Below are 10591 nucleotides of genomic sequence, written 5' to 3'. Positions count from 1 at the left end.
CCGCCCCACTGCTGCCGGGCGTGTTGAAGCAGGCGGATGCCGACAAGGCTGGTGCCGTACTGACCCCGGCGCAAATCAACACCCTCAAACGTAATGCGCCGTTCTGTGAAGAGTGTGAAAAATGCAAGGCAGGTGCCTGTGCCATCTAATCGAATGACACCCAAGGATTGGCTGGCACAACAGCCGTTGCAGAAAGACGAGCGGCTGTATCTGATCGTCAGCGCCGCCAGTGATGCCGAAGCGCTCAAGGCTTTGTATCAGAGTGAACCGTCCGTGCAGGCCATTCCCGTCTGGGGCGGGACGCCCTACTCCACCTGGCAACCGGTGATGCCTTACGTCGCCGAACTCAAGGCCAACTCGGCCTTCCTGCCCTGGATCACCGAAACCGACGCCCTCGACTGGGGCTGGCTGGCGGTCTCCCGCTCGGAACCCAACGAAGTCTTCGAACACCTGCGCAGCCTGACCCAAGTGAAGATGCCGGACGGGACCGAGGTGTTTTTCCGGTTCTGGGATGGGCGGCATATCTATTCGATTCTTGAAGGGTTGGGTGAGACGGCTGGGGAAGTGTTGCCGGTGTTTGAGCGGTATCTGATTAACGGGCGGAGCCTGGAAGTCGGGCCGAGGGTGGTGCCGAAGGCGAAGGATTGGCCGTGGTGGGAGGTGCCGAAAGACCTGCTGGACAGCTTGATGGCCGAAAACCCTTCGACCGTGATCGGCAACATGATGCAGTGGCTGCTGGACGAACATGCCGACCTGTACTTCTCGTTCCCTGAATCGAACCTGCAAAAGAAAGTGGCGCGTTTCGTAAAACGCACGCCACTCACGGAAGAAAATTTTACCGGCCTGCTGAAGGCCCATCTGGAAAGTGAGGTGGCTGTATGAGCATTTTGATGGGTGAGATTGTTGCCAATCTCAATGCAAAACAGCCTGATGCTCAGGCCATCATCAGCGACTTCAAGAAGTGCCTGAAGGATTATCGCGAGCATGCCGAAGCCTGGTACGGCGGCATTCTGGACGCAGAGCAACAGTTCAAGGTCGGTGACGAAGTCGGTACGGCGGACAAAGACAGCAAAAAGGAAAATACCCTTTATGCCAACTGCCCTGCCAACGGCAAACTCAAACTTGTACATAGTTTTGAGTCTGCGCGTTTTGTACCTATCGGCAATACGCCGGTGCGACTGGTGCCGGTGGAGAATGGCAAGCTCTACGGAAAGAACGAAGTCGGTCAACCGATCAACGTCAAAATCGGTCCAAGCGGGATTCTGGAGGTCACTGGCCTCAAACCGCATCAGCAATATGAAATCACTTTTTTCCCGAATCCCACCAAGGCTCAGATCGATAGCCTGTTCAACTCCTATCAAGGCGTAATCGGGGACCTTAGCGGCTGGCTGCAAACAGAGTGGACCACCGACTTTCTGCCACTTTGGCAAGCGCATACCAATGCATCCATGGCTGGACGGGCATTGCAGCAATTGGAGTCGGCGTGGAAGGGGTTCCTCAAGGCGATTATGGGGCTGTGGGGGGACATCAAAAGTCTCTACGACCTGGTTGCACACCCTCGGGAAAACTACGAAAAACTCAAAAAATTCTTCACCGAAGAACAGATAAAGAAGATCTATAACGCTTCAAAAGAAGCCATTCAAACAGCCCTGCTGATCGCCAGTGACGAGCCACTTATGTGGATCTACGTCGCAGCTATCGTAGCGTGGGTCAAAATGCTGCCTCCGCAGACCTGCACTGAAGTGCTGGCAGAACTGACTACGGAAGTACTGCTGAACATCCTGATCGGTATTGTGTTGACGGGCGGGATCGGTTTGGCCGTCCGTATTGGCACCAAGGGCCTTAATGCTGCAAGGAACAGCGGCAAGGTCATGTCACTGATTGAAGACTTCACGTCGATGCTGATGAAGATCAGCAAGAAGAATGCGACAGCACACGCCGATACGGCGAAACCGTTGATGCTCAACGGCAATTCGCCACTGAACCAGGCGAGAAAGGCGAGCGTAGAAATTGCGCCTCCAAAACCCGCAGAGACCGCCACACCACCAAAGAAAAAACCACCCGTTTCCGGAGGTGCTGTAGAGACGGATGCGCAGATTCATGCACGCGGCAAGAAGGAAAACAGCACCCGCGCTCAACAACAGGAAAAAGTAGACAACGCGCCCGACCAGTCCAAAAACCCAGCGGATCAACCTGCTCAGTGCGCCGATAAGACCTGCACTAACGGTGAACCGGTATCGATGGTTACCGGCGAGGAATTGCTGACGCTCACTGACGGCGTATTGGGTGGGCTGCTACCCATTGAATGGACACGTCTCTATCGCAGCAGTGCGGTTGAAATCGACGGGCGTCTCGGCCATGGCTGGAGCCACTCCCTATCCCATCGCCTGCAAATCAACGATGAAGGCGTGTTGTGGACTGATAACGAAAACCGTCAGACCCGCTTCCCGATGCCGACCGAACAACGTCCAGCCATTACCAACAGTCTGGCTCAGGCGGCGATTTATTTGGGCAGCGCGCCGGGTGAACTGATCCTCACCCAAGCAGGGGCAAAAACACGCTTTTATCACTTCCGCGCAGACCGCCTGACGACGGTCAGTGACTCGTACGGAAATCAGGTGCATATCAGCTATGACCTCGTGGGGCGGATCCAGCGCATCGATAACGGTGCTGGCCGCGCGTTGCTGTTGCGCTACGACGATCGCCATATCGTTGCCGTGGATCAGCAACAACAGCGTTCCGAGTATGACGAGCGTGGTGAGCGCCAGGATCCGTGGCTGACCATTCAGACCCTCGTCACCTATCGCTACAACGCTAGCAATCAATTGGTCTCGGCCTCCAACGCTGCAGGCGAAACCGAGCATTACCGTTATAACGATCAGCACGTCATTCTTGAGCGGCAACTGGCCGGTGGCGCCAGTTTCTTCTGGGAATGGGAACGTGAAGGCAAACTCTCCCGCTGCGTACGTCATTGGGCCAACTACTCCCAACTGGAAGCTCGCTACGAGTGGGATGACAAGGGCACGGTAACGGTTCACAACGCCGATGGCAGTGAACAGGTTTACTTGCATGACGAAAATGCACGCCTGATCAGTGAAACCGCTGCCGATGGTGCTGAAACGCAAAACGCCTATGACGCTGAGGGGCGTCTTGTTGCTGTAAAAGATCCAATGGGGGCCATCACCGAGTATCAATACAGCGATGCCGGACGATTGATGGCTGTCATCCCGCCGGAAGAAGAACCGACCCACTACAACTATTTCGATGGTCAACTGATTGAAGTCAAACGTGGCAAGGCCCGTTGGCAGTACGACCGCAATCAACAAGGCGACATCACCCAGCAAATAGACCCACAGGGCAACGAAACACGCTACAGCTACGACCGCCAGGGCCGCTTGCTAGAAATTCACCATCCTGATGGCAGCCGCCATCAACTGGGCTGGAACAACCTCGGCCAATTACTGGAGGAGCGCCTTCCGGACGGTGGTCAGCGCAAGTATCGCTATGACGCACTCGGACGCCAGATCACCCGGCAGGACGAATTCGGCGCCATTACCCATTACCAATGGGACGCCGTCGATCGCCTGACCCAGATCACCCTCCCCGGCGGTGCCACCCGAGCTTTCACCTACAACCCATACGGACGCGTCACTGCCGAACGCGATGAGCTCGGCCGCATCACCCGCTACGAATACGCCGACAACCTGCATCTGGTCAGCCGCCGCATCAACCCCGACGGCAGCCAGTTGCGCTATCGCTACGACAATTCAGGTCTGCTGCTCACTGAAATCGAAAACGAACACGGCGAGCATTACAAACTCGACTACTACTCGAACGGCCTGATCCAGCAGGAAACCGGTTTCGACGGCCGCCGCACCGCGTACGAATACGACCTCAACGGCCAGTTGCTGAAGAAAACCGAATTCGGCGATGACGGCAGCGAACTGGTTACCGAGTATCAGCGCGATACTGCCGGGCGACTGCTGGTGAAAACCCTCGCCGATGGCGAAGAAATTCGCTACAGCTACGATGCTCTTGGCCGTCTGGTGAATGTCGACGACGGTCACTGGCCGCTGGCCTACGAATACGACGTGCAGGATCGCCTGATCACCGAACACCAGGGTTGGGGCACCACACGTTACGAATACGACAGCGTCGGGCAACTGAGTCACTGCCGCCTCCCCGACGGCAGCACACTCGACTACCGCCATTTGTCAGGCGGACGTCTGAGTAGCATCGACCTCAACGGCTCACGCCTGACCAGCCACCAATTCAATGCCGGTCGCGAGCAGCAGCGCCAGCAAGGACTGTTGCTCAGCCAGTACCAGTACGACGAACAAGGTCGCCTGCAAGCGCACAGCGTCAGCCAGCGTGAAAAAAACCTGTTCCAGCGTCGCTATAACTACGACGCAAACGGCAACCTCGCCGGCATCGACGACAGCCGAAAAGGCAACCGCAGCTTCCACTACGACCCGCTGGACCGCTTGACCAGCGTACGTGGCGCGACACCTGAAACCTTCGCCCACGATCCGGCCGGCAACCTGCTCGGCCAGAACAACGAAGGCACAGCCAACCTCGCCAACGTCAAAGGCAACCGTCTGCTGATGCAAGGCGACCGCCACTACGACTACGACGCCTATGGCAACCTGATCCGCGAACGTCGCGGCACCGGACAGAAACTCGTCACCGAATATCGCTACGACTGCCAGCATCGTCTGGTCGGTGTCCGCCTGCCGGGCGGTAGCACTGCATCCTATAAGTACGACGCCTTCGGTCGCCGCATAGAGAAAACTGTCGATGGCCATACCACCGAATTCTTGTGGCAAGGCGAACGCCTGATCGCCGAAAGCGGTGACAACCGTTATCGCACCTATATCTACGAACCCGGCAGCTTCCGCCCGCTGGCGATGCTCGACGGCGAAGGCCCACGCAAGGCCACGCCGTTCTACTACCACCTCGACCACCTCGGTACACCGCAGGAACTCACTGACTACAGTGGCGAGATCATGTGGTCCGCGAAGTACCGTGCGTACGGCAACCTTGCCGCGCTGGACGTTAGCGAAATCGATAATCCGTTACGCTTCCAGGGTCAGTATTTCGATGCGGAGACAGGGTTACATTACAACCGGCACCGCTATTACAATCCGGGGACGGGGCGTTTTTTGACGCAGGATCCGATCAAGCTTGCGGGTGGGTTGAATAACTACCAGTATGTAACAAATCCTACTGGCTGGGTTGATCCTCTGGGGCTCCAACAGTGTCCAGATAATCTAGGTAGATACTTAGACAAACCAGCGAATGCTGATGGCTCTCTTAATATTGGTGCGGGTTCAAATCCAATTGAAGGTTATTACAACATTGACATTGATCCCAAAACACCCGGAGTACATGCAGGTAATGCGACGGATTTGTCAGGCATAAAATCTGGTTCGCAGAGCCACATCAACATGGACAACCCCTATGGCTTTGATCCTTTAAATCCGGAGATCCTAAGAGTGCTATCTGAAAATGGACAGATAACCATCACCGGCAGTGCTTACGCCAACAAATATATAAAAAAATCACTCAAAAGAATTGAAGAGCTCGGGCTTAAAATCGTTTCACAAACAAAAGTTGATCCAATGGGGTTCAAGACCATCGAAGGCGAGCAGATCGGGTCCAAATCACTTGATCGGTTCATTATCGAGAGAGCAAAATGATTTTTTCAATTGATATCACAGAGTGCTTTGGTGCGATCGACTCCGATAACGCAGGCGGGATCATAAGCTATATCAGCATCCCCCCCATCGAAAACCCTCGGGAAAAATTTCACCTTAATCTATCAAACTTCGTACTTAACTTAATCGACGAGCCCGTCATCGCCTCGATCAACAGGCAGAACTCAAATTTTTTGGAGAACATGACCGAAGACGGCTTCCTTGTAATAAGACGAGCCAGTATTTCCTTTGAGCCAATAAAAGGCTACGAAAAACTATTACGGCTATTAAACCAAGACCACGGATATTTGACCCACGAACGCTACGGCCAAAAATTGAACACCGGAGACAAGATCTACGACATCAGCGGAAGACTCTTTTCGAACCCGGAGCTTTTAATTAACTTCGCATTCATTTCACCCAGCACTATAACACTTGAATTTAACTCATCAGACTACACATACATAGAAAGCTACCCCGAGCTTCAAAAATCTTTAGAAAAACTAAATTCAAGAGAAAAACCTACTCAACCACCTCTCACAGGCCTTTTCGACCCCATATATAGCAACACTCATACAGTTAGCAATTTTGACGCTGGCTATCGAATTTACAATAAATAATTACGACGCGATCACAACGGGGAGCAGATTCATTTTTTTGTCTAAAAATAAATCTGCCCCATTCCCCTCATGCTCAATCATCAAGCGGCACATTCACCATAGTATCCATCGATCGGCCAAACAATCTTTCCATAGAATAATCTTAACTACGAAGCCAAAGGGGACGAAACTAAAGTGGACAGATTTATTTTTCGCTAAAGAAAATAAATCTGTCCCCTTTTAACTTAGCGGAAGACTCTTTTCGAACCCGGAGCCTTTAATTAACTTGGCATTCATTTCACCCAGCACTATAACACTTAAATTTTACTCATCAGACTGCACATACATAGAAAGCTACCCCGAGCTTCAAAAATCTTTAGAAAAACTAAATTCAATAGAAAAACCTACTCAACCACCTCTCACAGACCTATTCGATCCCACATATAGCAACACTCACACCACTAGCAACTTTGGCGCGTGCTATCGAATCTACAATCAATAATTAAAACACTTCCACAAAAGGGAATAGGCTCACTTCTATTCACGCTCCAAAAAACAACAGGAATACCTCAATGAGTTACTTAAAAAAGAAATCACATCAGCACTTGAAAAAAACCATCTAAAAACCCAGCAACTCAAAGACAATGAATTAGAGAAAATAATCTCAAACATAAAAACCTGCTTCTTTTACTCAAACACAAAAACCCTTGACCCCTTCAATCTAAGATCCGTAACAAAACATCACGACCCAGACTTTTGGAAAAAGGTCGATCTCCTATACCCATCTGAAAAACCAACATTAATCGTCCTCGACAACCAAATCCATGCCTGGACGCTTCAGTCATCATCCGATCTGAAAATATTGCTTTCAGAAACGACTGGCTTTCCATTCTGGATAACTAATACGGCCCTTAGCTTCTTAATTTATGTAGACGACCACGATTGCGTACATACAGCATCGACTTCATTCCCTCCAGCGATTAAAAAACCATGATCTTCAAATCAGAAAACAAAATTATTGATCCAACCTCTGTAACCTACCGCAGCCTTGGCTTCGGCGAACCGCTCTCCAACAATGCCAAAAAATATACTTTATCAATAAAAAATCACGAACTGCCCAAGCAATTCTACGAGCTAACAAATGCATTCATCGCCGAATGCATACAAGACGATGAAAAACAAGGCTACGCCGACATCCCCGAATTACGAGATTGCAATTACCCGCTACTTTCAATCCTTATAAAAAACCATCCAGACGTAGCAGCAACCCTCATCAAGGACTATTTATTCTTTGAGCTGTTCTATTTGCTATTCCCATCAAAGGGAAAGCTAGAACTGGTAATAAACTCGATTTCCGGAGTTTATTATCTGGACGATACGTTTCACCTATGCGGCGAAACGTATCCCTACAGAAACCTGTAATTGCGTTATTTCCGTCACAGACTCAAAACCCTAAGGCAAAAAAACAACCTACTGCTGCCTTTCGATGACTTGCTCCCCCACCTCATACTTAACCACCACCCGATTCCCATACAACCGCTCCCTCTCCACCAACGCCCCCACCTGCCCCTTCTCCCTCACCTCCCGCCAAATTTCATTCTCCCGATAAACCCGCTCCCCCTCCCGCACAAACCGATGCCCCACCTCGAACACGTGATACCGATAAGCCCGCTCCCGATCACACAACAATTCCCCCTCCAGCTGCGTCTCCCCGACCTTCAGCTTCAGCTGAAAGCTGCGATCCGTCGGGTTGTGCAGTACCAGGTCGATGTAGTTGTAGAAGATCGCCGCGCCGGAGCCGAATGGCAGGACGCGGCCGTCGTCCGGGAAGGGGTCGAAGCTGTGGTTGGCGCGTTCGATGACGACCAGCGGTGAGTGAATGGCCATCCAGTGGATGAGGTTGCTGAGTTGGCAGATGCCGCCGCCGATGCCGGTGCGGGCTTCGCCGAATGAGAGTTCCATGCCTTCGACGTAGCCGCGTTGGCGGGTCGGGCGGCCGACGAGGCGGCAGAAGGAGAAATATTCGCCGGGGGCGATGGTGACGCCGTCGATGGCGGCGACGGCGAGTTTGAGGTTGATGACTTTGTTGTGTTGCAGCGCGAGGTCGGAGTCGCCGAGTTTGCGGATCAGTTTTGAGGTGTGTTTGAGGTAGCGGTAAGGCAGGCGCCCGGAGGTCGTGGCAGGCCGCGCATAGCGTTTGCTCGAGCAGTGCCAGGCGATGTGGCGGAACAGTCTTTTTTGCCACACGCGCAGCGAGTAAAGGGCCGGGTGGTAGAGGGAAAGTGGTTTCATCCTTGGCGAACGGCGCGGGCCGTTGTCTTCCTTGAGTTTGAAAGGGCGGCGCATCTTACCGTGGAACCGCGCTTGGTCGCCAAGCGCCTCGCCTGCGTTGCAAGCCGTAACAAGTCGCCCGGCCCGGGCGCTTAGAAATTAAGCTTGAACTAAGGTTACGTCCCTACCATCCGGGCCACAAAGCAGCGGTTCTGTGTGCTGATTGCCGTCAGCAGAACCCTTCAACTTGAAGTGAGCCCGGACCATGAGTGCGATCGATTCCACCTCTAAACAACTGCCCGCCTTCAGTCTTGTATTGGTCAATTACAAGACGCCGGAAATAACCCGGATGTGCCTGGAGTTTCTCCAGCAATACGTCAAGGAGCATCAAATTCCGGTGTGGGTGGTGGACAACGATTCTGCCGATGAAAGCCTGATTTACTTGCGGTCTCTGGACTGGATCAACTTGATCGAGCGCCCTTCACCCGGCAAGGAAGCGGGACATATTGCTCATGGCAAGGCACTTGATCTGGCACTTGCGAAAGTTGAAACCGATTACCTGTTTTTGCTGCACACCGACACTTTCGTTTTTGACAGTACTGTCTTTTCGATGATGATGAATGAGTGCATGCAATCTTTGGAAACAGCGGCGGTCGGTTGCGTCGAGCAATTGGATCGCGGCGTCCTTAGAGACACCTGGCGTTTGTCTTCGCGTTATTTCAAACACTATTTCCGCCGGGCAAAACAGCACTTGGGGTTGCCCTCCCGAGATCCAAAACCCTACCGGGAAACACACCTGAAAAGCTTCTGCACCTTGTGGAACGCACGGCTGATCAAGGCTCACGAGCTGCATTTTTCGATGGACGACCGAGTCCCGGGATACACGCTGCAGGATCGTTTAAGCAGCCTTGGCTACGGCATCAAATGCCTCTCGCCACGGACGATTTTCCGCTACCTGGATCACATTCAGGCCGGCACCGTGGCCGCGATCGGTGGATACGGCAAACAGCACCGCCGCACCACCATGTATCAGGAAACGCTCAAGCGCCTTCAGTTACAACAGGGCATGCGACCCGCCAAATCGTAAGACAATAAAAAAGGGCGACTTCAAAGTCGCCCTTTTTTGCTTCTGAATTCTTTGGTTTCCACTCCGAGGAGGTGTTCGCCCAGTGTAATGGCCTGGCAATCCATGCACCGGTAAAGAGCCCTGACACTGGGCGAACGGGAGGGATTTTAATGGAAGTTGGCGGATATGTCGTGCTAATTGAAGATGAAATTTATGTACTGAAAAGTTAAAGGACGTTGCTTACCGATTTTTCCCGACAAACTTTCTGAACTCACCCGCCCGAATACTTCATATGACTGTTCTCATACAATTACTTGTACAAGAACAGCCATTCTGTAGAGTCAATACTCAACTTTCATGCTGACTGGTCACTTTTAATACATCGGTGTAAGTGACCACGACGCTTTGCCCGACTTTCAAATCTTTCAGTTTGGCCTGAATTTCAGGCTTTTCGACGTTGAGGGTTTTCGACTGGCCTGAAGGGTTTTCCAGGGTGACCTGGTTTGTCGCCAAATCAATTTTGGTGATTTTCAGTTGCACCTGAACCTGGCGGAAAGCCTCGCCACCGGGGTTGCTGCTGCCCACGGCGTTGCGCAGCTCGCCAGTACGCTCGGTGGAGCCAGGCAGACCTTTATCCACGTCGGTGTCCAGATAAGCGGCAACAGAGCGGGTCACTTCGATCTGTACCAGATCGCCCACTTTCAAATTACCGAGGTTTTTCGCCTTGTCGCTGAGCTGAATGTGCACCTGGCGACCTTCCGCGCCTTCAAGGACCACCTGATGATTGGCCGGGTCAACCGCCAGCACTTTGGTGGTGACACGGTCGGCCTCGACAGCGGCCGACAGCGGGATATCGGCGGCCGTCGCCGAAAGGCTGGCCGCAGAAAGGACGGTGGCAAGTGCTATGGCGTGCGTCAGTGCTTGGAGCTTCATAAGCGATACATTCCCTGTGATGGATG

Annotated in this window: 7 protein-coding genes and 1 pseudogene; 6 read left to right on the top strand and 2 right to left on the bottom strand. The window is 52.6% G+C overall.

The features are described 5' to 3' along the window. From ACTJK7_RS03940 to ACTJK7_RS03920, 5 genes and pseudogenes are all read left to right on the top strand, one after another. Positions 1-149: pseudogene (locus ACTJK7_RS03940) on the top strand (Rhs element Vgr protein); the annotation flags it as partial. Next, entirely contained in the window at positions 139-882 is a 744-nt protein-coding gene (locus ACTJK7_RS03935) for a DUF4123 domain-containing protein (RefSeq protein ID WP_108560961.1), read from the top strand. The pseudogene ACTJK7_RS03940 and the gene ACTJK7_RS03935, both read left to right, overlap by 11 nt. Beyond that, the gene (locus tag ACTJK7_RS03930) at positions 879-5699 is read left to right on the top strand and encodes an RHS repeat-associated core domain-containing protein (RefSeq protein ID WP_440780996.1); all 4821 of its coding nucleotides are present in this window, start codon (positions 879-881) and stop codon (positions 5697-5699) included. The genes ACTJK7_RS03935 and ACTJK7_RS03930 overlap by 4 nt, the downstream gene beginning before the upstream one ends. Then, positions 5696-6316, top strand: a complete 621-nt coding sequence (locus tag ACTJK7_RS03925) for a hypothetical protein (RefSeq protein ID WP_440780997.1) — start codon at positions 5696-5698, stop codon at positions 6314-6316. Before ACTJK7_RS03930 ends, ACTJK7_RS03925 begins: the two co-directional genes overlap by 4 nt. A gap of 969 nt (positions 6317-7285) precedes the next feature. Continuing rightward, entirely contained in the window at positions 7286-7717 is a 432-nt protein-coding gene (locus ACTJK7_RS03920) for a hypothetical protein (protein WP_440780998.1), read from the top strand. Positions 7718-7765: 48 nt separating this feature from the next. Here the strand turns inward: ACTJK7_RS03920 and ACTJK7_RS03915 are convergent, their stop codons facing one another. Continuing rightward, positions 7766-8587, bottom strand: a complete 822-nt coding sequence (locus tag ACTJK7_RS03915; RefSeq protein ID WP_440781008.1) for a VanW family protein — start codon at positions 8585-8587, stop codon at positions 7766-7768. Between the two features lie 244 nt (positions 8588-8831). Between ACTJK7_RS03915 and ACTJK7_RS03910 the strand changes: the two genes are divergently transcribed. Further along, entirely contained in the window at positions 8832-9653 is an 822-nt protein-coding gene (locus ACTJK7_RS03910) for a glycosyltransferase family 2 protein (protein WP_440780999.1), read from the top strand. A 327-nt stretch (positions 9654-9980) separates the two neighbouring features. Here ACTJK7_RS03910 and ACTJK7_RS03905 read toward each other — a convergent pair whose 3' ends face one another. After that, positions 9981-10565, bottom strand: coding sequence for a hypothetical protein (locus tag ACTJK7_RS03905; protein WP_108560944.1), 585 nt, complete (start codon positions 10563-10565; stop codon positions 9981-9983). Between the last annotated feature and the right edge of the window lie 26 nt (positions 10566-10591).

The organism is Pseudomonas sp. 22085, from assembly GCF_052045815.1.
GTDB classification, from domain to species: Bacteria; Pseudomonadota; Gammaproteobacteria; order Pseudomonadales; family Pseudomonadaceae; genus Aquipseudomonas; species Aquipseudomonas glycinae.
The sequence above is the reverse complement of the archived record's forward strand: the minus strand, read 5'-3'. Positions and strand labels throughout refer to the sequence as shown.

Coding starts and splice junctions, on each gene's coding strand:
- ACTJK7_RS03915 (WP_440781008.1), bottom strand. CDS start 8,587: ATGAAACCACTTTCCCTCTACCACCCGGCCCTTTACTCGCTGCGCGTG.
- ACTJK7_RS03910 (WP_440780999.1), top strand. CDS start 8,832: ATGAGTGCGATCGATTCCACCTCTAAACAACTGCCCGCCTTCAGTCTT.
- ACTJK7_RS03905 (WP_108560944.1), bottom strand. CDS start 10,565: ATGAAGCTCCAAGCACTGACGCACGCCATAGCACTTGCCACCGTCCTT.
- ACTJK7_RS03930 (WP_440780996.1), top strand. CDS start 879: ATGAGCATTTTGATGGGTGAGATTGTTGCCAATCTCAATGCAAAACAG.
- ACTJK7_RS03920 (WP_440780998.1), top strand. CDS start 7,286: ATGATCTTCAAATCAGAAAACAAAATTATTGATCCAACCTCTGTAACC.
- ACTJK7_RS03925 (WP_440780997.1), top strand. CDS start 5,696: ATGATTTTTTCAATTGATATCACAGAGTGCTTTGGTGCGATCGACTCC.